The following is a 24,116-nucleotide window of genomic DNA, read 5'->3' as shown; positions in this document are numbered from 1 at the left end:
CCAAGTGGCGAAGCTGCAGGAGGGCATCGACTACTACGTAGAAGATGGGCTCTACGTCTTCACCGCGGCCTATCACCTGAGGCGCGGTTACTGCTGCGGCTCGGGCTGCCGCCACTGCCCTTACCCCAAAGAGGTGCAGGCTGAGGCCATCCGCCGCCGTCTGGCAGCAACGCTCGAGCGAAAAAGCCACGAAGAGCAGTAAGGCGCACGGGCATGACTGGGCAGGCAAGACTGAATACCCCCAACCCCAGAGGAGCTGAATGCGCCCCTTCTGGCTAGCCCTGGCCTTTCTCACCACCTTCCCCGTGCCGAGGCTGGGCGAGGTTCGGCCCGGCGAGATGCGCTCGGCTTCGGCTTTTTACCCCGTGGCCGGGTACTGCCTGGGTGGGGTGCTGGCTCTGGCCGCCTGGCTAACCCAGGCCCTGCCCGACGGGTTGCAAGGGGCGTTGTTGCTGGCCTTGTGGCTGGGTCTCACCGGGATGCTCCACCTCGATGGCCTTTTGGACTGTGCCGATGCCCTGCTGGCGATGAAGCCGCCTGGGGATCGCCTGAAGATCCTCTCCGATGTGCACCTGGGTAGCTTCGCTTTCGGGGTGGGCTTTGCTCACCTGCTCCTCAAGTGGCAGCTTTTGGCCTGGGGGCCTTCTCCGTGGCTGCTGCTGGTCTTGCCGGCCATCGTGCGCTTCGTGCTGCTCGTACCCATGAATTTCTATCCGGCGGCAAGGCCGGAGGGGCTGGGGGCGCGCTCGAGGGAAGGCCGTATCGGCTTGGCCTTGCTCTTTGCCCTCCCGGCCTTGGCCTTGTTTCCCTGGCAGGCTTTGGCGGTGCTCCTGGCCATGCTGCTGCTGGCCCGCTGGGCGGCAGGTCGGCTGGGTGGGGGGCTTTCCGGCGACGTGTACGGGGCTTTGATCGAAGTAGGGGAGAGCGCGGGGTTGCTGATGGGGGTATTGCTCGGGGCGGGTTGAAAAGGGAGGGCCGCAAAGACGTAAGCCCTATCGGGTAGACTGTTGCCTTGTATGGCTTTAGGAGTCGGCATCGTTGGACTGCCCAACGTGGGCAAGTCCACCCTGTTCAACGCGATCACCAAGGCGGGCGCGCTGGCCGCCAACTACCCCTTCGCCACCATCGACAAGAACGTGGGGGTGGTAACCTTGCCCGACGAGCGCCTCGAGGCGCTGGCCAAGCTCTTCATCAAGGGCGAGCGCAAACCACCCATCGTCCCCACCTACGTGGAGTTCGTGGACATCGCCGGACTGGTCAAGGGCGCGCACAAAGGCGAAGGGCTGGGCAACCAGTTCCTGGCCAACATCCGCGAGGTGGCGGCCATCGCCCACGTGGTGCGCTGCTTTGAAGATCCCAACGTAGTCCACGTCTCGGGTAAGGTAGACCCCCTCGACGACCTCGAGACCATCAACACCGAGCTGGCCTTAGCCGACTTGCAAGCGCTGGAGAGACGCTTGGACAAGCTGCGCAAGACCGCGCGCGTGGACAAGGACGACAAGGCGCTGCTGGAGGTGCTCGAGCCCCTTCTCCCCCACCTCTCGCAGGGGAATCCCGCCCGCACCTACGCACCTGCCGAGCCCGAACTCTTTGCTAAGGCCGCCCGCGAGATGGGCCTGATGACTGCCAAGCCGGTAATCTACGTCGCCAACGTGGCCGAGGAAGACCTGCCCGATGCCGCCAGCAACCCCAACGTGGCCAAGCTGCGGGAGCGGGCCGCCGCCGAGGGGGCTGAGGTGGTGGTGGTATCGGCCAAGATCGAGGCCGAGCTGGCCGAACTCGAGGACGCCGAGGCCCAGGAGTACCTGCTCTCGCTGGGGCTGAAGGAATCCGGGCTCAACCGATTGGTGCGGGTGGCCTACCGCATGCTGGGCCTGATCACCTTTCTCACCGCCGGGGAAAAAGAAGTACGGGCTTGGACCATCCGCCGGGGCACCAAGGCCCCGCAGGCTGCCGGGGAGATCCACTCCGATCTCGAGCGGGGCTTCATCCGGGCCGAGGTTATCGAGTGGGATAAGCTGGTCGCCGCTGGGGGCTGGGCCCAAGCCAAGGAAAAGGGCTGGGTGCGCACCGAGGGCAAGGAGTATGAGGTCAAGGATGGGGACGTGATGTACATCCTCTTCAACGTGTGACGGCCAATGGCTTGGCACAAAAATCACAATAAATCCCATCGCACCCCGATAAGCTCTACAACCGATGATCACGATGTACAGCACCGCCTGGTGCCCCGACTGCAAGGCGACCAAGATGGCCCTCGAGCGCTTCGGCCTGAGCTACATTGAAATCAACATCGACCAGCACCCCGAAGGCGAACGACTGGTGCTGGAAGCCAACGGTGGGCGGCGCAGTGTCCCCACGCTGGTCTACGCTGGGCAGGTCACCTCGATGAGCCGCTTCTCGGTGGCGAAGCTACAGGAGTGGCTCGAGCAAGTGGGACTGCTCGAGGCCGCTCGGAACTGAGCCGAACACCAAGTACCCCACACGCTCAACAAAACTTCTCATCAGGGCGCGGATCCACGCTTCCTGCGGGGGCTCTAAGTGATTTAGCCCCTCGCAGCGCAGTCGGCTGTGAGGGGCATTTGTGAGAGGCTTACTCTTAATCCGCTGCCTGGGGACCCGCAGGGCTTCGCTCCCAGTTTCGGCTGTAAAGGGCCTTGAGTAGGACATAGCTCACCACCGCCGTGAGTGTGGGCACCACCAGAATCAGCGTCCACAGCACGGCGTTGGAGAGCTTGAGGTCGATTTTGTAGCCGGCGAGCGTGGTCATGATGAAGAACATCAGCACGCCCAGGGTCACGCTGGTGCGCACCGGGTGCTGGCTGGGCAACTCGAGGTAGCGCACCTTGTCCTTGCTCGAGTCCACGAAGGGCAGCAGCGCCGCCACGCCGCCCAAGATACCCGGAACGATCACTCCACCGATGAACTCCGGGCCGATGGTGGCTCCGAAGAGGCGGAACTGCCACTCCGAGGGGATCACCTGCAGGATGCCGTAGATCCACAGGAAGTACCAGTCAGGCTTGACTGCAGGGGTCTGGGGGGTGGGCGGCCCGAAGGCCTCGATGGGGTGGGCGATGAAGGCCCCGGCGATGAAGACCGTTACCGCCAGGTAAACCAGGAAGAGGATGCCCATCATCACCGACTGCTGAGGGTACAGCGGCACTCCCAGGATCTTCCCCGGAGCCACCTTTTCGGCGTACTTAGGCTGGGTGTGCTTCTGCTTGACCATGATCAGCAGGTGGAGCCCGATGAGGGCGATAAGTGTCAGCGGCAGCCACAGCACGTGGATGGAGTAGAGTCGCGGGACGGAGTGGGTGGAGCCGGGGAACTCACCGCCGAACATGATCTCCGCGATCGCCCCGCCCACGAAGGGGATGGAGGCCCCGATACCGTAACCAATGCGAGTAGCAGTCACCGCGTAGTTGTCGTAAGGCAGCGCGTAGCCGGTAAAGGCGGTGACGATGGTCAGGCCCAGCAGCCCCAGACCGACGAGCCAGTTGAGTTCCCGCGGCTTCTTGTAAGCTCCGGAGATCAGCACCCTGAGCAGGTGCAGGAAGACCGCAGCGACCATGATGTGGGCCGACCAGTGGTGCACGCTACGGATCACCGCGCCAAAGGGCAGTGAGTCGATGTAGAGCACGCTGGCGTAAGCTGCCGGAACGGTGCTCCCGTCGGGGAGCTTTACCTCGCGTATGGAGGGCTCGTAGTTGAGGGTCAGGAAGATGCCGGTAAGCACCAGCACCACGAAGGCGAAGAGGGCGATCTCGCCCAGGAAGAAGGAGTGGTGTACCGGGAAGGCCTTGCGCAGAAACTTGTTGTAGAGCCTGGAGATCTCCAGACGCTCATCGAACCACTGGAACATGCTTCCCTCCTAAGCCATCCGGCAGCAGCCCTGTGCGGAGGCTTCCACGCCCACCTTGTCGGTGAAGTCGCCGGCGACAACCACTTGGCCCCCCTCGAGCTTGACCGGTAGCAGGGGTAGGGGCTTGGGTGGGGGGCCAGCTACCACCTTGCCCGCTTGCCTGGGGTCGTAGGCTCCGCCGTGGCAGGGGCAGAACATGACCTCCTTAGCGCTACCGCTCACCCGCTGCCACTGGCTGACGATGCAGCCCAGGTGCTTGCAGACGGCCGAGTAGGCCACCACACCCTCAGCAGCGTACTTGCGGGTTTCCTCATCGAGCTCATTGGGGTTGAAGCGACCCACCAGCACGGTGTTCTTGGCTTCACCGCTCTTGACGACCTTGCTGTTGGGGTCCATGGGATAAGCCAGGATCGGGGCGGCGTCAGGCTTGAGGTCGTCGAGGGTGATCACCTTCCCCTCGCCGCCGCCCTGGGCGAAGACCAGCAGGTCGCCTGGCTTGGGGGGTTCTTTTTCCGGGGTGACCTCCTGCTTGGGGCGGAGGCTGGCTCCGACGTAGAAGGCTGAGACCAGCGAAAGGCCGATCCCGGTACCAATGGCCGCCTGCAATACCATCCGGCGGCGGGAAGAACGCAGTTTTGCTTCTCTTTCGTCCATGCTTTATCCTCTATCCTGATCGGGGCACCCGCTGCCTTACCAGGGCACCTCCGAGTGCTCGTCCTCGGTGACGGCTTCCTCGCGCTCGTAGAACTTCTTGTAGGTCGCCAAGAGCAGCGCGATCACCAGGGCCATGGCCGCGAAGAGCCCGCCCTGTAGGTGGGTGGGGTTGTAGCCGGTCTGGGCGCTATAAATTAGCAAACGCACGTAGAAGCCGCCCATGGCGGTGAGGAACAGCACCAGGATGATGCCGGCCACCATGGGCGCGGTGCTGGGTTCGGGGAAGTGGCGGATGGGGCGCAGCTCTTCCCCCTCGAGCCAGTTGGACAACAGCCCCATGAAGCCGTATATGAACAGCACGGCACCAAAAGCCATCAGCCCGATCTGGCCCACCGAGAGTTCCTCGGGGGTATGCCCGGCCAGCTCGGCGATGTGCTGGCCGTTCAGGTAGCTCATCCAAAACAGCGCCACCGCGAAGAGGATGGCAAACCAGGGAATGACCGTGTCGTTGCGGTACATACGCTCCTCCTGGCCTCAGCGCGCTGCCTTGACTTCGGCCTCGCTGATCGCGCCGTAGTCGTTACCCCAGCTCACGCGCTCGTAGGTGAGGACGGCCGCGAGCTCGCGGTCGGAGAGGCGGGCGAAGGAAGGCATGGCGTTTTTACCCTTGAGCACAGTGCTGATGTGGAAGTTCTTGTCCTTGATATTCTGGTTGCCGGCCAAGGCGGGGAAGGTGCCGGGCAGCCCCTTGCCGTCGGCTTGGTGGCAGCCGGCGCAGTTTTGGGCGTAGACCCCTTCGCCTTCCTTGGCTAAAGCCGCGGCATCGGTGGCCTGAGGAGCCTCCCCGGCGGGCTTGCTCTCGCCGCCGGTGCTCACCCCACCGAAGCTGTTACCCCAGGAGTTGCGGATGTAGGTGGCTACCGCGTTGACATCCTCTGGGGAGAGCTGGGACTGAGCGGGCATGTTGCCCCGGCCCTTGGTGATGACCGTGAGGATTAGCTGGGCGTCCTTGAGGTTCTGATTTCCGGCCAGGGCCGGGCCGAAGCCTCCCTCGCCATTGGCCCCGTGGCAGCCTGCGCAGGCTGCGTAGACCGTTTTCCCCTTGGCCAGGAGGGCTTCGTCCACCGCTACGGTGCCCCCACCGCCGTGGGCTTCCGTCTGGCCGGGGGGCGGGGCTACTTCTTCGAGGATTTTCTGCGAGGAGGGTCCAAGGGCGAAGAAGCCCCAGATCCCACCGAGGATGAGCACTGCTGCCACCGTGAGGAGTGTGGTGGGGAAGCGCTGGGGCTGCACGGGGATATCGGGGTCGCCTACCCGCAGGGCTACCTCGAGATCGCCGTGCACCTCTGCGCCCTCGTCGAGGCCCTGCACCATGACGTCGGGCAGGTTGTTGACCTTGAAGGGGATGCGCTGCTCTTGCAAACCGCCCCCCTTGAAATGCGTCACCACTCGGAACACGTGCTCTCCGTCGGGGAGCTGGCGGGTATCCAGCTTGAGCTTGAAGGGAGGCTGCCGCAGCACCTGGATGGGCTCGGCCGAATCGTTGAGATAGACCTCGATGCGTTCGATAGGCATGAATCAGTCCTCCTGGCCGTTCTCTCCTGAAGGAGAGGCAACTGGGCACTGAGCACTAGCTTACCAAGAGCTGCGCTCAGGCACTACTCCAGTCCAGCTCAAAGTTAGGGGAGTCTCCGGGGTCAAATGTCCCTTGTCGAGGCTTTGTAACGCCTATCGGCTCACCTCGAGCGCAGCAAATGCACGCTCTGCTCGATCCCCCCCTGGCCTCCGGTGACCTCGAGGGCGATGGTGCCTTTGAAATCCCGCAGTTTTTCCTTCACCCAGCTCCAGTTGACCCGCCCCAGGCCTACCGGCAGGTGGCTGTCCCGATCGCCCAGGTTATCGTGCAGGTGCCAGTGGATCAGGCGCCCATCGAAGCGCTGGTGGTAGACCTCGGCCTGCCCCTCCTTGCCCTCCACCAGGGCATGGCCCACGTCGAGGCAGAAGCCGTATTCGGGGTGAGCCTCGAGCACCTCGGCCAATTCGTCAGGGCCCTGGAGCAGGTCGGAAGGGCTCAGGGCTAGGTTTTCCAGGGCCACCGGGATGGGCAGGGGGGTCAGGGCCCGCAGAGCGGTATCGAGGTAGCGGCGGGCCGTTTCCAGGGCCAGGGGCTGGCGTACCGCCACCTTGCCAGTGTGCAGCACGCCGCAATGGGCCCCCAGGGTTTGGGCGAACTCCAGGCTGCGCTGCACGCGCTCGAGGGAGAGCTTGCCCACGTCGGGGATCAGGCTGGCCAGATTGAGGTCTACGAAAGGTAGATGGACGGTAAACCCCACCCCGGCGGCGCGGCCCATCTCCAGAAGCTGCCGGGCCGAAGGTAAGCGGGGGTCCATCTCGTGTAGGTCGTAGGGGATCTCCAGGAACAGGCCCAGCCGTGCGGCCAGCTCGAAGGCTTGTGGGTAATCCAGTCCCGTAGTGGCAGTGCTAAAACCGAGCTTCATAAAACTCTGACAGCCTTAGCCTACCGCACCGGATGCTTTGTGCACACAAGTGCGGGGAGAGCGACAGCCTGGTGCCTTCCAGGCCGGAGGTGCCAGGGGCGGCTTGGCTCTCGAAGAAGCTTCGGGCGCGGGGAGGAGTGTCGGCCTTTGCAAAGCCGCGGTCAACCCTTCACCGAACCCGCCAGCAGGCCCCGGATGAAGTAGCGACCCAGGAAGACGTAGACCAAGAGCGTCGGGAGGGCGGCCAGCAGGGCTCCGGCCATAGGCAGGTTCCACTTAACCGCTTCCCCGCCTGCAAGCTGGGCCAACGCTACGGTGATGGGCTGGTTGGCTGGACTGGAAACCAGGGTCACGGCGAAGAGAAACTCGTTCCAGATCTGCGTGAACTGCCAGATGATCACCACCACGAAGCCGGGGATCGAAAGCGGGAAGATCACGTTGCGGTAGATGCCCCAGAAGCCCGCCCCATCAATGCGGCTGGCCTCGACGAGCTCGTCGGGGATTTCGGCGTAGTAGTTGCGGAAAATCAGCGTGGTGATGGGCAAGCCATAGACCACGTGCACCAGGATCAAGCCCCACAGGCTGCCGCCTAGCCCGATCTCGCGGATGAACTGGAACAGCGGGATCAGCACGGCCTGGTAGGGGATGAACATACCAAAGAGCATCAGGGGGAAGATGATGTTGGCACCGGGGAACTTCCACTTTGAGAGCACGTAGCCATTCACCGAGCCCAGCATGGCCGAAAGCAGCGTCCCCATGATGGTGAGGAAGAAGCTGTTTTGCAGCTTGGGCAAGAAGGCGTTCCAGGCCTGGGCGAAGCTTTCCCAGTACCACACCTTGGGCAGCTGCCAGGTGCTCTCGAGCGTGATCGCCGCTGGCTCCTTGAGTGCGGTCACGATCACCAGATACACCGGCAACAGGAAGAACAGCGTCGCCAGGGCAAGTATCGCGTACTGAACAGCGCGCCAGATCATCGCCGAACCTCACTTTTCAACTGGCTGTAGAGGTAAGGCACGATCACCAGCGCCACCAGCAGCAGCAGGATGGTGGCGATGGCCGCCCCGTCGGCGATCTTGTTCGAGCGGAAGGTAGTGACGTACATCAGCAGGGCTGGAACCTCGGTGGGGGCGTTGTCCACCCCGGTCATGGCCCAGATCAGGTCGAAGATCTTCAGCGAGATGTGGCCCAGGATGATCATGGCTGAGAGGGTGATGGGCGCGAGCATGGGGAAGATGATGTGGCGGTAGAGCTGCACCTCGCTGGCCCCGTCTACCCGCGCGGCTTCACGCAATTCCTCGGGCACCCCCCGCAGCCCGGCCAGGTACAGCGCCATGGTGTAGCCCGACATCTGCCAGATGGCGGCGATGATGATGCCGATGAAAGCCAGGTTGAAGCCGTGAATCTCGGGGAAGGGCAGCAGCTGCACCCGGGGCCCGATGAAGATGGCCCAGCCGATGAGCAGCGCCGCGCTCCCCACGGCGATCCAGCCCCGCCGCGCCTGGGCGTTGCGCAGGGCTGAGATGCCGATCCACAGCAGGATCAGGCCGATGAGCCAGGCGGTGAAGAGGGGCAGGTGGTTCCAGTCGAACTGCAGCACTTGCTGTCGGCTGGTGAGCCAGGCGAAGTGGCCCTCGGGCAGGCCGACGGCGGCGGGCAACTGGTTGACGCCCCCTGCCGGTTGTAGCATCCAGCGCCAGATGGTCCCGGTCACGATAAACGAAAGCGACATGGGGAAAAGAAAGACCGTGCGAAAGAAACCCTCACCCTTAGGTCCGCGGTCGAGGATGATCGCCAGTGAAAGGCCTACCAGCAGGCATCCGCCTACGAAGAACACCGTGAAGAAGAGGTTATTGACCAGGTCCTGGCGGAAACGCCCGTGGATGAAACCACTGAAGAGCTCTTTGTAGTTCTCTAAACCCACGAACTGGAGCACCGGGTTGATGGCCAGGGCCTGGGCCGGGTCCTTGCCCCAGTTGGTCAGGGAAGTCTGGATGGTTTGGCCGATGAAGCCGTACACGAAAATGGCCAGTAGGATCACCGAAGGTAAAAGGGTGAGCACGGCCACCAAGCTGTCCAGATTGCGCAACCACTTCATTGCTGTCGCCTTTCTTACACCCTCACCCCTCTCCCCGAAGCGGGGAGAGGGGTGAGGGGGATGAATAGTTTACCGGCCCAGGCGCACCTGGTCGGCGATAGCCTGCGCGGCGTTGGCGGCGGCTTTGGCGTTCTTAGAGCTGAGGTAGATCTCCATCACGGTGCCGAACTGGCTGCTGAAGGATTCGGGAGCAACGGCCCCGTGCACCAGCGAGCCCACAATCTTGTTGCTCTTCCAGTCCTTGGCGGCCGACTGCAGGTAGGCATTGTACTTCGAGAGGTCGGAGTCGGTGCGGGCGGCGATGGAACCCTTGAGCGGGTTGAAGGTGTCCTGGCCTTCCTTCGAGCCCAGCAGCTTGAGCCAGTTGATCACGTTGGTGCGGTTCTTGACCCCCTTGGGCAGCCCGAAGGAGTCGGAGAGCATCATGAAGGTGCCGCTGGTGCTGGGAGAGGGGGCCCAGCCGAAGCCTTCACCGGGCTTGAGCTTGAGGGTGGTCGCCATGTAACCCGCAGCCCAGTCGCCCATGATGTTGAAGGCTGACTGGCCCTGCACCACGCGGTCGGTGGCCTGCTGCCAGGAGAGGCCCGAAGCGTCTTTGTTGGCGCAGTCGAGTACCTTGCCAAAGGTGTCCCACACCGCGATGGCCTTGGGGTCGTTGAACTTGAGCTTACCGCTCCACAAAGCCGCCCAGTTGTCGGGGCCGAGCACGCCCAGGGCTACCGATTCCCACAAGTGCTGCTGGGTCCAGGCTTCGCCCAGGGCCAGCGGAGCCTCGACGCCCTTGCTCTTGAGGGTGGCACAGGTGCTGAGGAACTCAGTCCAGGTCTTGGGCGGGGTCACGCCCCACTCACGCAGCTTGGCGGGGTTGTACCACATGACGTTGGAGCGGTGGATGTTGACCGGCACGCTCCAGATGCCGCCGTTGTAGGAGAGCAGGTCGATGAGGCCCTTGGGGAAGCGGGTCATCCAGCCTTCGCTCTTGTAGAGACTAGTGAGGTCTTCCATGCGGCCCGCGACTACCCAGGTGCCGATGAGTTCCTGTCCGGCGTGGACCTGGAAGGAATCGGGGGGATCGCCACCGAGCATGCGGGTCTTGAGCACTGCGCGGGCGTTGACGCCCGAGCCGCCGGTCACGGTAGCGTTGACCACTTCCACATTGGGGTACTTCTTCTTGTACAAGTCGAGCAGGGCTTGTAGGGCAGGTCCCTCGTCCCCGGCCCACCAGGAGAAGATCTCGAGCTTCCCCTGAGCCAGCGATACCGAGCCCAGGGCGGTTGCTGCTAAAGCCAGTAGCCACTTGCGCATATGATCCTCCTCGAAAACGTGCCGTTGCCAATCGGTTCAGCCAAGGGCGCGGGGGGAGATTGGCGGGTTCCCATCCCTGACGCCTCCATTAGCTAAAAAGCGCTGCAATACCAGGGCTGCAGCGCCCATAGCCGGAGCTAGATGCCCGAACGCGCTGGGCCGAATGGGCAAGCAGGCGTGTTCGGGAATGAAAGCCAATTCGCTCAGGCGTTTGCGGGTGGGGGCCTCGAGCCACTGCCAGGCTTCGGCCCCGGCTCCACCCAGTACCACCACCGCCGGATCGAAGGCTACGGCCAGGTTGGCGATGAAGCGACCGAGCTGGCTGCCCAGGGCCTCCAGGGAAGCCAGGGCGTGCTCGTGTCCTGTTCTGGCCAGCTCGAGAATGCCCCAGAAGTCCTCAGAACGCTGGCTGAGCGAGCGGAAGTGCAGCTCCAGGGATCGCAGGGAGAGTTCGGTCTCGAGGCAGCCCGAGCGGCCACAGCTGCATGGCCGGTCGGCGTGGTTTTTCCAGTGCCCCAGCTCTCCAGCTGCTCCATGGCGACCCCGGTAGACCTGCCCCTCCACCACCAGCCCGGTGCCCAGGCCGGTGCCCAGCATGATGTAGGCCAAGGGGCTGTGGCTCTCGCCCCAGAAGGTTTCACTCAGTGCCGAGGCGTTGGCGTCGTTTTGCACGATCACCGGCAGGCCCAGCAGCTGCTGCAGCTGCTGTCCCGGCCTAGCGTTACGCCAGCCGGGGCCGGGAGCATAGCTGAGGGTTTGGTCGTCGCGCACCACGCCGGGCACCGTCAGGCCTAGACCTAGAAAATCCTCCCGTTGGGGGATGTGCTGCTGAATCTTTTGGGCGATGCGCTCCAGGCGCTGGGATAGGGGAGTGTCAGCAGGCTCAGACCACTCGAGGAGCTGCCGGGTCTGGCTGCCTAGGTCGAGCACGATCACTACGGTGTTCTTTACCCCCAGCTCGACCCCCAGCGCCAGCGCCCCCTGCGGGCGCAGCTCGAGCAGGATGCCTGGGCGCCCAGTCCCCGAGGTCTGCAAAGTGCCCTCGCTGAGCAATCCCTCCCCGATGAGCTCCTGGGTCAGGCTCGAGACGGTGCTCTTGGTAAGCCCCAGCTCGCGGGCCAGCTCGGCCCGGCTCGACGGACCGCGCCGCCGTACCGTTTCCAGCAACAAACGGCGATTTTGCCGTTTGATGGCTTGTTGGTCCAGAAGAGAATGATGCGGCACGACAAACCTCGACGATCTGGGGATTTAGTAAGTTTGGCGAACGAACCAAGTAGATCCTAAAACCACAGGATTGCCCTTGTCAAGTGTTGTATGTGTAGTGCTACGGCCTATAGGTGAAATTGCGATTTGCACTGATGCAAAAACCGGAGGCGAGCGGAATTCCGACAGTACGCGGATTTAGGCGGGTGCTAAGTGGCATAAAGTGGGCCGGAGTGATCGTATGTGGCGCGACGACCTAAAGGTGAAATTGAGCAAATGATGAGAGCTCCGGCACCCGAGGAGACTCTCGACTAAGGGGCTACTGCACGGCAAATTCTTAGAGCCCAGCGTCGTCTCGATTGGTGGTTCATTTGCCCACTCCTTAATCTTTCTCGGGGGTATCGGCAATCGAATTTATGCAAGCGCAGGGACTGCCAGAGCTACATCCTCCGAGCGCAAAGGTGCAGGCTAGCCCCGGAGCGGGTCTTTCGGGGGTTTACTTCCACGGCTTCAAGCTGCACCTGTTGGTGGACGATGGCCTCTTCGTGCACGAGGTGGCCCTTACTCCCGGGAGCGTGCACGACATGAGCTCTTCCTTCCTTCTGCCCCTGGAAGTGGAGGAGGGGAAGGCGCTGTACATGGACCGGGGGTATGAGAGCTACGTGTGGGAGGAGGTGATGCCCATTCGCAAGTGGAGGAGCAGGCGGTATGTGCCTTGGCTGCAGTACCTAGCCCTCCTGGGGCGGCGGGTGGTGGAGACGGTGGGGAGCAGGCTGCTGAGCGTACAGCCATCAGGCTGTCCCGAAGGGAATCTACCCCACACCCTTTTCCCTCGGCGCATCCACGCGGTGAGGCAGGAGGGGTTTGTCCTGAAGGTGCTCACTTTTGTCTTGGCGCACGACATCCGTCTTATCGCGGAGAAAATCGCTTAGGTAGCAACTTGGGTTATAGATAATGACGATATCGAGAAGCTGAAGCTAGAGCTGGCTCGAGCCCAACTCGGGGGTGGCTCAGCAGGGGTTTCGCTCCGAGAAGCTGGCGGCTACACCTATCTGGCCGTTCGGCTCGAGGGCCTCGAGGCAGGAGCACTGCGCAGCGCGGCAGACGAGCTACTGGATAAGCACAAAGCCGACCTGGTGGCGGTGGGCTCAGGGCAGAACCTGGTGATCAAGCTGAGCAAGGCCGCCCAGGCCAGGGGGCTGGATGCCGGCGCGGTGATGAAAAAACTGTCGGAGGCCGCGGGAGGGCGCGGCGGGGGCAAGGAGACCCTGGCCCAGGGTGGAGGATTCGACCTGGACAAGGCCTTGGCGGCGCTCGAGCAAGCTCTGGGTTAGATCTGCGACTGGGAAGCCCCCAGACATAATGCCTCGTGGAGCGGTTCCCACGAATACCCCCAACAGCGGGGCGTTGGGGGCAAAACACCGGCCGCCGTGAGGGCCTTGTTTGTGGGAAACACGAGTAGAACGAATGGGTGGTAGTTGATTGCTTTGCTGGCGCAGAGTAGTTTGACAGGTTTACCACAGGGTGACTTAATGGAGCCGATGCGGGTATTGGCGCTGGATATGGGGGAAGCCCGGATTGGCCTGGCAGTCGGCGAAACCGGTTCGCCCTGGGCCTTTGGCCGGGGTTATCTGGTACGCCAGGGTCTCGAGGCCGACCTCAAGGCCCTGGCGGCCCTGGCTGAACAGGAGCGGGCCGAGCGCTTTGTGGTGGGGCTTCCCCTGCGTACCGACGGTAGTCTGAGTGCCCAGGCCGAGGGGGGACTGGCCCTGGTCGAGGCTAGGCCGGTGGACGCCATCCTGGCCGAAGCCAAAAACCCCGATCTGATCGTGATGGGCACCCACGGGCGCAGTGGGCTGGATCGCTTCATGCTGGGCTCGGTGACCGAGGCGGTGTTGCACCGCTCGGACAAGCCGGTGCTGGTGTTGCGAAGCAAATAGAGCGCTCCTCGCAAAGACCGATCCATTCGAGGCTTACGAATTTTCTGTCCTGCACAAGACCGTTGTCCCCCATTCGGACGGCACGGTCTGGGAAGGACTGGTGGCTGCGTTTCTTGATGTAGTGCATCCCCGTGGTATAGGCTACCCTGAATACAAGCCATGTCCGGGGTTCGTTTGCGCTTGCTGGGAGCGCCTGCGGTAGAGCAGGCAGGAAAACCGCTGGCGCTGCCCACCCGCAAGCTGTTGGGGCTGCTGGCGTACCTGGCCCTGGAGGGCCCCACCCCCCGCAGCAAGCTGGCAGGGCTTTTTTGGAGCGAGCAGGACGAAACCGCAGCCCGGGGCCACCTGCGGCGCGAGCTCAACCGGCTGCGGCACACCCCGCTGGCTCAAGCCCTGCACACCGAACGCGACACCCTCGGCCTAGAACCTCTCGAGACCGACGTGGCCGCGTTTAGAGCCGCCGTAGAGCATGAAGATTTCCCTGCTGCCCTCGAGCTCTACCGGGGGCCTTTGCTGGAAGGGCTGGAACTTGCGGGCGCAGTGGGGTTTGAAGCGTGGCTCGAACAAAAGCGCGAGGAATTGAGCCAGACCTATCGCAGCGCCCTGCAACAGCAAGCCGAGAGGCTCGAGGCCACCCACGACCTGCGGGGGGCCCTGGCCGCCCGGCTCACCCTGCTACGCGAGGACGAGTTACAAGAACGGCATCACCGCGAGGCCATGCGCCTGCACGCCTTGCTGGGCGAGCGGGAGGCCGCGCTGGAGCGCTTCGAGCGGCTACGGGCTTTGCTGCGGCGAGAACTGCATCTAGACCCCCTGCCCGAGACCCTGGAACTGGCCCAACAGATTGCCCAGGGCGCCCTGCGGCCCCCCCTACCCCCCTCGCCCACCCCAACCCCCACCGGCTTGGCCCTGAACCCCCCTCTGATCGGGCGCGAGGCCGAGTGGGCCCGCCTGGAGGCGGCCTGGGAGGCCCGGCAGGGCCTCTACCTGGCGGGGCCGCCGGGGGTGGGGAAAAGCCGGCTGCTGCTCGAGTTCGCTCGGCACCAAGGCTCTTTTGTTTTCCTGCAAGCCCAGCCCTCCGATAGCGGCATCCCCTATGCCTTTTACAGCCGGGCCATCCGGCAGTCGCTGGCTCAGTTTCCGGGCCTGGAACTGGCCCCCTGGGTGCGGCGGGAGCTTTCCCGGCTGGTGCCCGAGCTTTCCGACGAATCCCCGCCCCCCATCACCACCCCGGAAGGCAAGCTGCGGCTCCTGGAGGCCCTCACCGAGGCCATCCGGGCCCTGGGGCGGCAGGGGGTGAGAAGCATCGTGACCGACGATTTGCATTTTGTGCGCGATGCCGCCAGTCTCGAGGTGGCCGCCTACGCCATGACCCGGCTCTTGCCCGAGGGGGTGCTGCGCCCGTTGGTGGCCTTCCGCCAGGAGGAGCTCGACCCGGCCACCCTGAGAACCATCCGAGAGCAGGTCGAGGCGGGCCAGGCCGTGCTGGTTGAGCTAAAACCCTTTTCCGAGACCGACCTGCTGCGGCTAGTGCGCGCACTCTCGGGCGCCTCGGGGGCCATCCGCTTCACCCAGCGGCTCTACCAGGCCACCGGGGGCAATCCCTTGTTTGTGCTGGAAACCCTCAAAGCGCTCTACGAGTCGGGGGCCTTGCAGGTAGGCCCCGAGGGCTGGCACACCCCCTACGATCAGGAGACCACCGACTACCGCGAGCTGCCCCTGCCCGCCTCGGTGCGGGAAGCGGTGTGGCGGCGCATAGAGGGGCTGGGGGCTGCACCCCGGCGGCTTCTGGAGGCCGCCAGCCTGGCGGGGGATGGCTTTAGCCTGGAGGTACTCAGGGGGGCCACCGCGCTTTCGGAGTGGGAAAGCCTGGAGGCTTTGGAGCAGGCCCTGGCCGCCGACCTGTTGCACCGCCAAGACACCGGCTATGCCTTCAGCCACGAGCTGGTGCGGCGCTCGGTGCGCGAAGGGCTAAGCCCGGAGCGACGCCAGCTCCTGCACCGCAAGCTGGCCCAGAGCCTGGCCCGCCAGGGCGGCAACCCGGCCCGGGTGGCCGAACACTGGGAAGAGGGCGGCCGGCCCCAGGAAGCCATCCCCTGGCGCCTGCGGGCTGCCGAGGCGGCAGTGCGGGTCTACGCCCACCGGGAGGCTTTAGAGCAGTACCAGATGGCCCTTGCGGACGGTGCGGAAGGCAGGGTGGCCTACGAAATCCAGCGCGAGCGGGCCCGGCTCTGGCAGACCCTGGACGAACGCACCCCCTGGGCCGAGGCGCTGGGCGCGATGGAGCGGCTGGCCCAGGCCCTGGGGGAGGCCGCCTTGCAGGCCGAAACCCGGCTGGGCTGGGCGGAGCACCACCTGCTCTGCGGGCGCTATAGGGAGGCGCTGGCCGAGGCTGAGGGGGTGTTGCAGTCTAATGTAGATACCCCGGTAGCTATAAAAGCCCACCACCTGGCCGGACTGGCCCTCATGTCTCTGGGCCGGCTGGCCGAGGCAGAACCCCGCCTAAGGTTGGCTTTGCAAGCGCCCCTCCCATCATCATCCGACGCACCGGCTCTGGTGCAGCAGGGGCGACTTCACATGGCGCTTTGTACCTGCGCCTTACAGCGCGGCGATCTGGATTTGGCCCATCAACACACCCGGGCCGCGCTCGACTTTTATCTGCAATCGGGCTACCGGTCAGGGCAGCTCGAGGCTCGCTCGCGGCAGGGGCTGCTGGTGGGTTTGCAGGGCGATACCATGGGGGCCATTCAAACCCTCGAGCATGCCCGTACCGAGGCTCAGGCTATGAACGAACGGGTTCTGGAGCGAAGCATCTTGCTTAACCTGTTCAAGTTTCTGTTCGAGTCCGGGCAGCTAGCCGCCGCCCTGCCCCATCTTGAGCGTGGGCTGGCCCTGGCCCGCGAACCGCAAGACCCACGCCTGGAGGGTATCTTTCTCAACAACCTGGGCGTGGTATACCGGGCCAAGGGCGAGCTAGGAAAGGCCCTGGAATGTTTTGAGGGGGCCCTCGAGATCGCCGAGCGCTTCGGAATGACCCAGCTTCGAATCCGGCGACAGATAGCTCTGGCAGAAAACTACCTGGATCTGGGCAGCCCCGCCGCCTTACCCCTGATCGAGCAAGCCCGAAGCGAGATTGATTCTGCGGGTCTGGGCGAGCTCGAGCTTTGGCTCGAGGCGCAATTCGCCCGTTATGAGCTAATGCAAAACCACCCCGAAAAGGCCCTGGCCCGTCTAACTCCCCTGCTGGAGGTTACAGCGGCCGATCACAACGACCACGACCGCATACTCTGGCTAATGGGCCGTTCCTGGCTGATGCTGGGCCAACCCCGAAAAGCCCTCGAGGCCATTGCCCATCAAGCCGCTCTGCCAGCTTTCCAGGTACGGCTGCTGGCGGTGCAGCTTCAGGCCCGACTGGCCCTCGGTGAACCCGTAAAACAGGACATACAAACCGCCGTCCAACTGCTGCGCACGCCCGGTGTGGCCATGCTGGAATCGCTCGAGCTGCACCTTGCAGTGGTACGCGCCTACCAGCAGCTCCGTCAAGAGGAAAAAGCCAGGCAAGCCAGGCAGTTATTGCAAACACGAGTCAAGCAGATGGCCGAGAGCCTCGAGGGGTATCCAGAGCTAAAGGAAGGGTTTGAGCGGGGATATAGGGTTCATCTGCGCTGGCCTCATGGCCAAGGGTAGCGGCAAAGCCGCCGAGGCCATGCCCAGCCTGGACGGCAACGTTTGGGTTAGAAGCCTATTCTGTGCAGCGGCTCGGCTACCGCGACGCTACGGATAGGGTGATCTTTGAGGCAGCACGCGCCGCTCAAGCCATCGTAATAAACAAAGACAGCGATTTTGTTGGTTTTTTGGAACTGCACGGGCCCCCTCCACAGGTGCTGTGGATTACGTTGGGTAACACTTCCAACACGAACCTCAAAGATGTGCTATCGAAGGTATTCGAGCGTGCCCTGAAGCTATTTGCGGCAGGCGAACCTCTGGTTGAGATTGGCGAAGTCTCCTAGAAACGGTTCGTAAGGATAGCTTTTGTCGTTCAGAACAAAAAACTAATAAGCGTCCCTGAGCCCTTGTAACAAAGTTGGGTTTTGCCACGCCCTTGCCACGCCCCCCCTGCTAAGGTGGCCTGCGCAAGGAGGTGAGGCGTGGATGATGACGAGAGCAAACGCGAATACCGGCTCATCGTGCAGCCGCCGGACGAAACACACCCCTGGCAGGCCCGTCTCGAGCGCGCGGGAGAGGTGCTCGAGTTCGAAAGCCCCCTGGAGCTGGTGGCTTGGCTCGAGGCCCAGCTCAAACGGCCCCTGGAGGGCCTGCGCTAGCTGAAAGGAGCATGCATGAAACATCTGGTCTGGATTCTGCTACTGGTATGGCTGGCCGCTTGCGGGCGCACCAACCCCCCGAGCGTGACCTTCAACTACACCCTCGACCCCACGCTACAGCCCGAACCTGCCAGCATCCCCGACGGCCCCCAGGGGCCACGCCCACTGGCTGCGGTGGCGGACGCCCAGGGCAATAAAGCCACCTTCGTCCTGGACGAGGTGATCTTCTCCCCCAAGAACCAGGGCGAGCTTCAGGATTTTCTAACCCGCTACGGCGGAACTGTGCTCTCCAACAACGCGGTGCCGACACCTCCGCCCGGTTCGGGCATCACCCTCGAGCCCAAGTACACCACCCCTACCGAGTACCTGGTCAAGATTGACCCCACCAAACTGGACGTGTCCACCTTCAAGGCCGATGCCGAAAAAGCTGGTTTGGGCGGCACCTTCAAAATTTCCAGCGAGGGCGGGGCCAAGCTGATGGCCCTGGTAGCCCGCACCCTGGCCAGTGGACAGGGCGCGAGCGCCAACTTCGTAGGGCAGGGCGACGCGCCGGGCGATACCGTGCTCCTGCAAACCAACGAGGGGGGCAGCAACAACGCCTTTGCCTGGGCCGAGTTCGGCGACACCGGCAGCAAGGCCAACGTGGTGCGTGCCTGGCAGTTTGTGGCCGCCAGAGGCGTGCCGCGCAGATCCCGCATCGCCATCCTGGACGGCGGCTTCTGGCTGGACAGCGCAGGCAACAGCCTGAGCGCCGACTTCCCCACCCATCCCCTTCAGTACGACTTTGTGGACGGCGACTACAACGCGGGTGGAACCAGCCTCTGGACTTGTGGTGGAAGTGCATGCCCCTGGCACGGCACAGGAGCGGCGAGTGTGGCCCTCTCGGCGTTGAACAACGGCACCGGTGCTGCGGGCACGGGGGGGCAGGTGGCCGACCCCATTTTGTTCAAAACCACTGCCGATCTCTATCAGGTCAAACATGCGGTGCGCGCAGCCATCGGCTGGGGGGCCGATGTAATTTCGATGAGCTTTGGAATATGCAACGTAGACCCGTGGTGTGACTTTGCCAATGTGGCATACGAGGTGACCGGGTTCTACAACGCCTTTGAAGATGCCCTGGCTGCGGGACGGGTGCTGGTGGCTTCGGCTGGGAACAATGGAAAGAATGCCAATGCAGTTCCCTGCAAACTGGACGGGGTGATCTGCGTGGGGGCACTGGCAAATAACAGCAACAGCGCCATCGGCTATTCCAACTTTGGCCCCTTCGTGGACATCTGGGCTCCCACCAACATCCATGCGGTCTACCGGGATGACACCAATGGCCCTCTTTTTCTCACCACCTTCGGCGGCACCAGCGCCTCTGCCCCCTTTATCGCCGGAATCGCGGCCATGATGCGGGCCTACAACCCTGCCCTCACCTCCGACCAGGTCAAGAACATCCTGCAACAGACCGGTTACAACAACTCGCCTGACCCCAAGGTGAACTACTACGTAAACGCCTTTGCGGCGGTGCTCCAGGCGGCAGGAAATTTCTTGAATCCGGATCGGCTCGAGCCCAACAACACCCCCGCCCAGGCCAGCACCCCCACCCCCGGCACCACCTACGACCTTAGCCTGCACAATGGGGCCGACCAGGACGTATACCGGGTGAACGCTCCTGGCTACAGCCGGGTCAACTTCATCTTCAACTACCCCGACGGGCTAGGCAAGCTGGGGCTGGGCAATGGGCTGGTGAAGGAGTCGGGCTGTGGCGACACAGAGCTCATCAGCGACAAAATCGAGGCCAACGGGCGCAATGTGATTGTGGATGTCCCACCAGGAAACTCGCTGCTGACCCTCTCGGCGCTGGCCCGGCTGCCCTATCACTTCTCCTTCTCGCAAGTGCCTTTTTCACTCGACCCCGATGCCCTGGAGCCCAACGAGACCGGCAATACCGCCCGCAATGTAGGCCAGGGCAGCTACAGCGCCACCCTGCACACCAGCAGCGACGTGGACTACTACAGCTTCACCGCCACCGCCAGCAGCTCCAAGCCTTTTATCTTCAACATCCTCTCCACCGACATCCCGCTCACGGTGCGCATCTTCGACGGGGGCAACAACGAGGTGTTTGAGGGCTCCACCGGCCCGGATTGCAGCAGCCTGCCGGTCTATACCTTCCCGGCCGGCACCGCGACCTATACCGTCAAGGTCTCGGCCAGCGCGGGCGAGGTGGGCAAATACGCCTTTGGGTTGGGCGCATTCAGCCCTCCCATACCCCCCCTGATCACCATCTTTGGCTCGCTCAAGCTGTGGTGGATCAACCCCGGCGACCCCGGCGACCGCTTCCTCAAAGGGGTAAAAGAGGGCTTCCTCTTCGAGCGCAACGTGGACATCCGCAACATTCAGCTCGGGGGCGAGGGCCTTCACCTCAACCTTTACAACTTGAACGGCAACAAGGTAGCCGAGGGCCAGCCCTTCAGCACCCCCGGGGGTGGGCCTACAGGCGAGCGTATAGACCTGAGCAGCCTGCCCGCAGGCGAGTATGCGCTGGAGGTGCTGCGCACGGGTGAGTTTGCCGATGGCTCGGTGCGCCTGCCGCTGGTGCCCTACAACCTGCAACTGGGCGTGGGCGGGCCATAGGTAAGGGAGGTTAATCATGCGTAGATGCTGGTTTATAGCCGTGCTGCTGGGCTTTGCCCTGGCCCAGAAAGCCCCCCACCCCTGCTACCTGATGGGCATCTTCAACCCCGACAACACCCCCAACGCCCTGGGCTCGCTGGGCTTTGTGATGAGCAACGAAGGTCTCCTGCAGGATGGCAAGCCCATGAGCGGCAGCGGCGGCCAAGCGTTGGCCCAGGCCATGGCGCAGTCCATCGGCTCGGTACAGCCCATGTCCTACTGCATTCAGAGCCTGTCATCCGGTGGGGTTACCCAACTGCAATACTTTCGCAGCAGCCCCGAAGGGGCCAAGCACTGGCTGGGTGAGATCCGAAAGGGGGCCCCAAGCTGGGTGGGCCTCTCGGTGGGCGACGAGGCTGGGTTGTTTCGCGGCGACCAGAGCGGGCCCTTTAGCCTGGCCTTCCGCTACCGCGAGTATGCCTTCTTGCTCACCAACAGCAGTGTGAACGACCCCGAGAGCTACCGCAAGTGGGCCCTGGCGGTCATTGAGCGGGTGCAGAAGTTTAGGTAGGAGGAAAACATGAACCAGCTTTGGAAAGCAATCCTGGCACTGGCGCTGGGCTTCTCGCTGTTGGCGCTGGCCCAGAGTGCCCAGCGGCTCATCCTGAACGGGCAGGTGGCCTCCACGCGGGTGATCGTGGTACAGGGCACCGCCTATGTGCCACTGGCCGACGTGGCCAAGGCCTTGGGCCAGACGGTGGTCAAGGTGCCGGGCGGCTACGAGATTCGCGCTGCAGGCGGAGCCAATCAACTAGCGGGGCAGTTTCAGGGCAAGGTGGGAGATCAGATTCTGACCGGGCTCTTTAGGGTGCAGGTGCAGAAGGTGGAGCGGATGGAAAGCTACACCACCCGCTTCGACAAGAACAACCTGACCATCCAGCCCCGCAGCCCCGAGGAAGAGCTGGTGGTGGTGACCGGGGTGCTCAAAAATGCCAAGCAGTCGGGCACCGTGGCTCCCTCGCTGAGCGCCAACAACCCCGGCAACACCGCCCTGGCCGGGGCCGATGGGCGCTCGTTCCCCCCCATCGCCTACGACAGCCCCAGTGGCACCAACACCGGCGGCGGCTTCACCCTGCTGCCGGGGGCAGCCCTGAACTTTGCGGTGGTGTTCTCGGTGCCCAAGGGAACCGAGGTCAAGGCCTTGGTGCTGCGGGTGGGCGAGTATGGCGATGCAGGCAGCAAGGACGTGCGGGTGAGCTTCTAGCCGATGGCCAACCTTCACTTCAACGAGCCCTTTGCAGGAGCAAAGGGCTTTTTTGCTTCTGCATCGGAGCGTAACGCGGATATAACGTGGGCTCCGCTAGGCTGTGGTTCACATCATGATTAGACGGGAAAGTACGGAAACCAGGGTAGAGCCGGTAGACCTACTGCGGCCACGTCTCAAGGGTGTGGTACTCAAGCGAGCTGGACTGGCCCTGGCCCTGTGGGGCGAGCCGGGCATCGGCAAGAGCCACGCAGCCCAGCAACTCCTGCGGGAGACCCCTTGTCGCAGTTTTGGTTTTCCCGCCCTGGTGCCGCTAGGGGTATACCCTGCGCGAGAGCAGCGGCAGCAACCTGACCCTTTCCAGCACGGCCAGTCTGGGGGTACTGCCCTTGTCAAGTGTTGTATGTGTAGTGCTACGGCCTATAGGTGAAATTGCGATTTGCACTGATGCAAAAACCGGAGGCGAGCGGAATTCCGACAGTACGCGGATTTAGGCGGGTGCTAAGTGGCATAAAGTGGGCCGGAGTGATCGTATGTGGCGCGACGACCTAAAGGTGAAATTGAGCAAATGATGAGAGCTCCGGCACCCGAGGAGACTCTCGACTAAGGGGCTACTGCACGGCAAATTCTTAGAGCCCAGCGTCGTCTCGATTGGTNGTTCATTTGCCCACTCCTTAATCTTTCTCGGGGGTATCGGCAATTGAATTTATGCAAGCGCAGGGACTGCCAGAGCTACATCCTCGTTCTTGGTACGCTACCACCGCAAGGGCGAGCCCCGGCCCGGGGTGTATCGCTCGGTATTGCAGGAGGGCAACAACAGGCGCTTGCTGCGCCTGGCAACGCTCTTGCGGATTAGCGAGTACCTCGAGCGCAGCCGGGCTGGGTGGGTCGAGGGTCTGGAGGTAGACCTCGGTCCTAAGGAGGTGCGTCTGACCCTGCTGGCCTCGGAAGAGCCCTGGGTGGAGATGTCCGAAGCGCGCCAACAGGCCAGGTTGTTCCAGCAAGCTTTTGGGCGTGAACTGTTGGTGGAATGGCTTCCACGGGTTTGAGTGGTGCTGCCACGGTTTTTAAATGCTACCCTCTTCGGAACGAGCCGCACATTGCAACCCTGGGCGTTCACAATGCCGCAAGAAGTCCCGGAAATTAAGTTACCAGACCACTAGCTGAACAAAGACTTAAGGCGGGCTTCCAATGTGGCTGCTGCTTTTTGGCTGATGGTTAGCTTGAGTTTCAGTACCAGTTTGTAGCTCCATTCCTCAAGCTCTGCCAGGCTTTTCTTGCTTTCTATTTCAGGCAGGTACTTTTTTGCGTGGGTGCCCAGTTCGGCCTCGAGAATCTCAGTCAGCTTGGCTTTTGTAGCAGCCAGCCGTTCCTGCAATGCCGTCTTGGGCTCAGATTGCAAATTTTCACTTGGTAAATTCTTTGTGGATACCACGGTTTCAATCAAGCCCAGCTCGAGCAGTGAGGCAAGAATCTTTTCCAGAACATCCAGCGCAAGGTTGGTGCGCTGGGCCAGAACCACATCGCTTATCTCCTCTTGGCATAAAGAATAAATCAGGCGCTCCTCCCGGCCGAGAAGTACGGCGAGTGGTTTTGCGGTGCGCCGGTAGATTTGCATTAGCCCTCGAGCGCTGCCAGCACTGCTTGCACCAGCCTTAAAACCAAAAAAACAAAAATTGCACCGAACAAAAAGATCAAGCCTATGATGATCAATAGGGTGTCAACCGGTTGGCTCCAGGTCAGGATCCCCACTACCAAATAGCCCAAAGCAAAAAGCAAAATAAACAAGTTGAGTTGGGTTAGTCGCTCACCAATGATGCCACCGGGTGCTTTGCCCCGCATCACATAGCCGGTGTATGTGTTGTAGAGCATCAAAAGTAAACCCAGAACCAGCAGAACCTGTAACATAAAGCCTCCTACCCCGCTGCCTACCGCTTTGCAAGGCTCTTGTTAGGGCTCATTATAGTGGATAACGTGGTTTGCTACCTTGAAATGGAGTGAAGAAAAGGGAGATGGTCTTCATTGCTATGAGAAACCATCTCCGCTACCAGCATAGCCTAGGTGAGTCGGTGTGGTACTGGCTGGTGCCCCAGAATCATCGGGATTTGTTCTTGCGACTGCCCGGGTACAGCCTTACCATCAGATCGTGCGAAACGGGGCCGAGCTAGCCGCCAGGGAGGATCGGGGGATTGAGCTCATCGATACCAGGCCCCTCTGCATCGCCCAGGGTAATCCTTGGAAATGGGCCAAGCTGCGCGCGGTGGTGAGCCTGGGGGGGTTGTTCCGACCTTGGGCCTTTGTGCCTGCGCACGTGCACGAGAGCCGTGTTGTCGAGGGGCTGGTTGGGAGGGCCACGCTATTCGCTCGCTTCACCT

At 62.7% G+C, this 24,116-nt stretch carries 24 protein-coding genes and 3 pseudogenes; 15 read left to right on the top strand and 12 right to left on the bottom strand.

The annotated features are described in order from the left end of the window. Window positions 1-4: 4 nt before the first annotated feature. The 4 genes from B047_RS0109180 to B047_RS0109165 all read left to right on the top strand — a co-directional run bounded on the left by B047_RS0109180 (window position 5) and on the right by B047_RS0109165 (window position 2,460). Window positions 5-202, top strand: coding sequence for a C1orf53 family protein (locus tag B047_RS0109180; RefSeq protein WP_018466664.1), 198 nt, complete (start codon window positions 5-7; stop codon window positions 200-202). 58 nt (window positions 203-260) lie between these two features. Beyond that, window positions 261-965 carry an adenosylcobinamide-GDP ribazoletransferase gene (locus B047_RS0109175; RefSeq protein WP_018466663.1) on the top strand — a complete coding sequence of 235 codons (705 nt, stop codon included), beginning with the start codon at window positions 261-263 and terminating at the stop codon, window positions 963-965. Between the two features lie 51 nt (window positions 966-1,016). Then, window positions 1,017-2,132 carry a redox-regulated ATPase YchF gene (ychF, locus tag B047_RS0109170; RefSeq protein ID WP_018466662.1) on the top strand — a complete coding sequence of 372 codons (1,116 nt, stop codon included), beginning with the start codon at window positions 1,017-1,019 and terminating at the stop codon, window positions 2,130-2,132. Between the two features lie 64 nt (window positions 2,133-2,196). Beyond that, complete coding sequence (locus tag B047_RS0109165; RefSeq protein WP_018466661.1) at window positions 2,197-2,460, top strand: glutaredoxin family protein; 264 nt, start codon at window positions 2,197-2,199, stop codon at window positions 2,458-2,460. 136 nt (window positions 2,461-2,596) lie between these two features. On the opposite strand, the gene B047_RS0109160 is transcribed toward B047_RS0109165, so the two are convergent. The 10 genes and pseudogenes from B047_RS0109160 to B047_RS0109120 all read right to left on the bottom strand — a co-directional run bounded on the left by B047_RS0109160 (window position 2,597) and on the right by B047_RS0109120 (window position 11,581). Then, the gene (locus B047_RS0109160; protein ID WP_018466660.1) at window positions 2,597-3,859 is read right to left on the bottom strand and encodes a cytochrome b; all 1,263 of its coding nucleotides are present in this window, start codon (window positions 3,857-3,859) and stop codon (window positions 2,597-2,599) included. Between the two features lie 9 nt (window positions 3,860-3,868). Continuing rightward, on the bottom strand, window positions 3,869-4,513 hold the full coding sequence (locus B047_RS0109155) for a QcrA and Rieske domain-containing protein (protein WP_026234760.1): 645 nt from the start codon (window positions 4,511-4,513) through the stop codon (window positions 3,869-3,871). Window positions 4,514-4,549: 36 nt separating this feature from the next. After that, entirely contained in the window at window positions 4,550-5,032 is a 483-nt protein-coding gene (locus B047_RS0109150) for a hypothetical protein (RefSeq protein WP_018466658.1), read from the bottom strand. Between the two features lie 15 nt (window positions 5,033-5,047). After that, window positions 5,048-5,314, bottom strand: a pseudogene (locus tag B047_RS18415) (c-type cytochrome); the annotation flags it as partial. A 72-nt stretch (window positions 5,315-5,386) separates the two neighbouring features. Further along, window positions 5,387-6,088, bottom strand: a pseudogene (locus B047_RS16605) (c-type cytochrome); the annotation flags it as partial. Window positions 6,089-6,249: 161 nt separating this feature from the next. After that, complete coding sequence (locus B047_RS0109140) at window positions 6,250-7,011, bottom strand: sugar phosphate isomerase/epimerase family protein (RefSeq protein ID WP_018466656.1); 762 nt, start codon at window positions 7,009-7,011, stop codon at window positions 6,250-6,252. Between the two features lie 161 nt (window positions 7,012-7,172). Then, window positions 7,173-7,985, bottom strand: coding sequence for a carbohydrate ABC transporter permease (locus B047_RS0109135; protein WP_018466655.1), 813 nt, complete (start codon window positions 7,983-7,985; stop codon window positions 7,173-7,175). After that, window positions 7,982-9,106 carry a carbohydrate ABC transporter permease gene (locus B047_RS0109130; protein WP_018466654.1) on the bottom strand — a complete coding sequence of 375 codons (1,125 nt, stop codon included), beginning with the start codon at window positions 9,104-9,106 and terminating at the stop codon, window positions 7,982-7,984. The genes B047_RS0109135 and B047_RS0109130 overlap by 4 nt, the downstream gene beginning before the upstream one ends. Window positions 9,107-9,175: 69 nt before the next feature. Continuing rightward, a complete protein-coding gene (locus B047_RS0109125; RefSeq protein WP_018466653.1) occupies window positions 9,176-10,411 on the bottom strand; it encodes an ABC transporter substrate-binding protein in 1,236 nt (411 codons plus the stop codon). A 36-nt stretch (window positions 10,412-10,447) separates the two neighbouring features. Beyond that, a complete protein-coding gene (locus B047_RS0109120; RefSeq protein WP_018466652.1) occupies window positions 10,448-11,581 on the bottom strand; it encodes an ROK family transcriptional regulator in 1,134 nt (377 codons plus the stop codon). 480 nt (window positions 11,582-12,061) lie between these two features. Here B047_RS0109120 and B047_RS16600 point away from each other — a divergent pair. The 10 genes and pseudogenes from B047_RS16600 to B047_RS0109065 all read left to right on the top strand — a co-directional run. Then, window positions 12,062-12,546 (top strand): annotated as a pseudogene (locus B047_RS16600) (transposase); the annotation flags it as partial. Window positions 12,547-12,561: 15 nt separating this feature from the next. Then, the gene (locus tag B047_RS17610) at window positions 12,562-12,948 is read left to right on the top strand and encodes a DHHA1 domain-containing protein (RefSeq protein ID WP_084784977.1); all 387 of its coding nucleotides are present in this window, start codon (window positions 12,562-12,564) and stop codon (window positions 12,946-12,948) included. 207 nt (window positions 12,949-13,155) lie between these two features. Beyond that, entirely contained in the window at window positions 13,156-13,554 is a 399-nt protein-coding gene (gene ruvX, locus B047_RS18410; protein WP_052606092.1) for a Holliday junction resolvase RuvX, read from the top strand. Between the two features lie 159 nt (window positions 13,555-13,713). After that, window positions 13,714-17,241, top strand: a complete 3,528-nt coding sequence (locus B047_RS0109095; protein WP_018466649.1) for an ATP-binding protein — start codon at window positions 13,714-13,716, stop codon at window positions 17,239-17,241. Then, entirely contained in the window at window positions 17,220-17,564 is a 345-nt protein-coding gene (locus tag B047_RS16585) for a DUF5615 family PIN-like protein (RefSeq protein ID WP_052606090.1), read from the top strand. Before B047_RS0109095 ends, B047_RS16585 begins: the two co-directional genes overlap by 22 nt. A gap of 138 nt (window positions 17,565-17,702) precedes the next feature. Beyond that, the gene (locus B047_RS18150) at window positions 17,703-17,879 is read left to right on the top strand and encodes a hypothetical protein (protein ID WP_018466647.1); all 177 of its coding nucleotides are present in this window, start codon (window positions 17,703-17,705) and stop codon (window positions 17,877-17,879) included. A gap of 15 nt (window positions 17,880-17,894) precedes the next feature. Continuing rightward, entirely contained in the window at window positions 17,895-20,498 is a 2,604-nt protein-coding gene (locus B047_RS0109080) for a S8/S53 family peptidase (protein ID WP_018466646.1), read from the top strand. A gap of 16 nt (window positions 20,499-20,514) precedes the next feature. Then, window positions 20,515-21,048 (top strand): hypothetical protein, encoded by a 534-nt coding sequence (locus B047_RS18215; protein WP_211209145.1) that lies wholly within the window; start codon window positions 20,515-20,517, stop codon window positions 21,046-21,048. A 9-nt stretch (window positions 21,049-21,057) separates the two neighbouring features. Beyond that, window positions 21,058-21,741, top strand: coding sequence for a hypothetical protein (locus B047_RS0109070; RefSeq protein WP_018466644.1), 684 nt, complete (start codon window positions 21,058-21,060; stop codon window positions 21,739-21,741). Between the two features lie 746 nt (window positions 21,742-22,487). After that, a complete protein-coding gene (locus B047_RS0109065) occupies window positions 22,488-22,790 on the top strand; it encodes a hypothetical protein (protein ID WP_018466643.1) in 303 nt (100 codons plus the stop codon). Between the two features lie 110 nt (window positions 22,791-22,900). On the opposite strand, the gene B047_RS0109060 is transcribed toward B047_RS0109065, so the two are convergent. Together B047_RS0109060 and B047_RS0109055 are read right to left on the bottom strand one after the other, a co-directional pair. Then, window positions 22,901-23,359 carry a hypothetical protein gene (locus B047_RS0109060; protein WP_018466642.1) on the bottom strand — a complete coding sequence of 153 codons (459 nt, stop codon included), beginning with the start codon at window positions 23,357-23,359 and terminating at the stop codon, window positions 22,901-22,903. Beyond that, window positions 23,359-23,649 carry a hypothetical protein gene (locus tag B047_RS0109055; RefSeq protein WP_018466641.1) on the bottom strand — a complete coding sequence of 97 codons (291 nt, stop codon included), beginning with the start codon at window positions 23,647-23,649 and terminating at the stop codon, window positions 23,359-23,361. Before B047_RS0109055 ends, B047_RS0109060 begins: the two co-directional genes overlap by 1 nt. 238 nt (window positions 23,650-23,887) lie before the next feature. On the opposite strand from B047_RS0109055, the gene B047_RS18210 reads away from it, so the two are divergent. Next, on the top strand, window positions 23,888-24,116 hold a 229-nt coding region (locus tag B047_RS18210; protein WP_040779647.1), incomplete at its 3' end, for a hypothetical protein.

This window comes from Calidithermus timidus DSM 17022 (assembly GCF_000373205.1).
In the GTDB taxonomy this organism is placed as follows: domain Bacteria; phylum Deinococcota; class Deinococci; order Deinococcales; family Thermaceae; genus Calidithermus; species Calidithermus timidus.
The sequence above is the reverse complement of the archived record's forward strand: the minus strand, read 5'-3'. Positions and strand labels throughout refer to the sequence as shown.

Excerpts from the sequence above, each read along its gene's own strand:
- B047_RS0109175 (WP_018466663.1), top strand. The coding sequence starts at position 261 with ATGCGCCCCTTCTGGCTAGCCCTGGCCTTTCTCACCACCTTCCCCGTG.
- ychF (WP_018466662.1), top strand. The coding sequence starts at position 1,017 with ATGGCTTTAGGAGTCGGCATCGTTGGACTGCCCAACGTGGGCAAGTCC.
- B047_RS0109165 (WP_018466661.1), top strand. The coding sequence starts at position 2,197 with ATGATCACGATGTACAGCACCGCCTGGTGCCCCGACTGCAAGGCGACC.
- B047_RS0109160 (WP_018466660.1), bottom strand. The coding sequence starts at position 3,859 with ATGTTCCAGTGGTTCGATGAGCGTCTGGAGATCTCCAGGCTCTACAAC.
- B047_RS0109155 (WP_026234760.1), bottom strand. The coding sequence starts at position 4,513 with ATGGACGAAAGAGAAGCAAAACTGCGTTCTTCCCGCCGCCGGATGGTA.
- B047_RS0109150 (WP_018466658.1), bottom strand. The coding sequence starts at position 5,032 with ATGTACCGCAACGACACGGTCATTCCCTGGTTTGCCATCCTCTTCGCG.
- B047_RS0109140 (WP_018466656.1), bottom strand. The coding sequence starts at position 7,011 with ATGAAGCTCGGTTTTAGCACTGCCACTACGGGACTGGATTACCCACAA.
- B047_RS0109135 (WP_018466655.1), bottom strand. The coding sequence starts at position 7,985 with ATGATCTGGCGCGCTGTTCAGTACGCGATACTTGCCCTGGCGACGCTG.
- B047_RS0109130 (WP_018466654.1), bottom strand. The coding sequence starts at position 9,106 with ATGAAGTGGTTGCGCAATCTGGACAGCTTGGTGGCCGTGCTCACCCTT.
- B047_RS0109125 (WP_018466653.1), bottom strand. The coding sequence starts at position 10,411 with ATGCGCAAGTGGCTACTGGCTTTAGCAGCAACCGCCCTGGGCTCGGTA.
- ruvX (WP_052606092.1), top strand. The coding sequence starts at position 13,156 with ATGCGGGTATTGGCGCTGGATATGGGGGAAGCCCGGATTGGCCTGGCA.
- B047_RS0109095 (WP_018466649.1), top strand. The coding sequence starts at position 13,714 with ATGTCCGGGGTTCGTTTGCGCTTGCTGGGAGCGCCTGCGGTAGAGCAG.
- B047_RS0109080 (WP_018466646.1), top strand. The coding sequence starts at position 17,895 with ATGAAACATCTGGTCTGGATTCTGCTACTGGTATGGCTGGCCGCTTGC.
- B047_RS18215 (WP_211209145.1), top strand. The coding sequence starts at position 20,515 with ATGCGTAGATGCTGGTTTATAGCCGTGCTGCTGGGCTTTGCCCTGGCC.
- B047_RS0109070 (WP_018466644.1), top strand. The coding sequence starts at position 21,058 with ATGAACCAGCTTTGGAAAGCAATCCTGGCACTGGCGCTGGGCTTCTCG.
- B047_RS0109060 (WP_018466642.1), bottom strand. The coding sequence starts at position 23,359 with ATGCAAATCTACCGGCGCACCGCAAAACCACTCGCCGTACTTCTCGGC.
- B047_RS0109055 (WP_018466641.1), bottom strand. The coding sequence starts at position 23,649 with ATGTTACAGGTTCTGCTGGTTCTGGGTTTACTTTTGATGCTCTACAAC.